We start from the raw sequence: 444 nt of genomic DNA on the forward strand, positions 1-444 counted from the left end.
CCTACGCACCCAACTGAGTGAAGCTAATACCAGTTTTCAGCAAATACTCTCTGATTACCGTTGCCGACTGGCAAAAAAGCTTCTTGCCAATACCAGTGAAAGTGTAGAACGCATTGTATATCTGACAGGCTTTTCTGAACCGAGTACCTTTTATCGGGCTTTTAAGCGCTGGACCAATGAAACGCCGGTAGAGTACCGAAAACGTAAACAGCGTTAAAAAAATGCCGGTCTGAGACCGGCATTTTCTATTCTGGCAAGTTAAGCCAATGTGGGCCAAGTGGTAATTGCGGTAATGCAAACTGCTCGGGATAATAAGCCTGAATTAAATACAGTCCATCTGCAGGGGCGGTCATTCCTGCAGCACGGCGGTCTTCTGCTGCAAAAATACTATCAATATGGCCAATGTCATACATGCCTTGTCCGACTTCTAGCAAACAACCTACA

1 protein-coding gene and 1 pseudogene are annotated in these 444 nt (G+C 45.5%); one reads left to right on the forward strand and one right to left on the reverse strand.

Translation table 11 applies throughout. The annotated features are described in order from the left end of the window. Positions 1-217 (forward strand): helix-turn-helix domain-containing protein (locus tag ACEWB7_RS17820; protein ID WP_411581063.1); only part of this gene is annotated, 217 nt, incomplete at its 5' end. A 28-nt stretch (positions 218-245) separates the two neighbouring features. Here ACEWB7_RS17820 and ACEWB7_RS17825 read toward each other — a convergent pair. Continuing rightward, positions 246-444 (reverse strand): annotated as a pseudogene (locus tag ACEWB7_RS17825) (tRNA pseudouridine(38-40) synthase TruA); the annotation flags it as partial.

It is taken from the genome of Acinetobacter sp. NIOH-H-8 (assembly GCF_046635365.1).
Lineage (GTDB): Bacteria > Pseudomonadota > Gammaproteobacteria > Pseudomonadales > Moraxellaceae > Acinetobacter.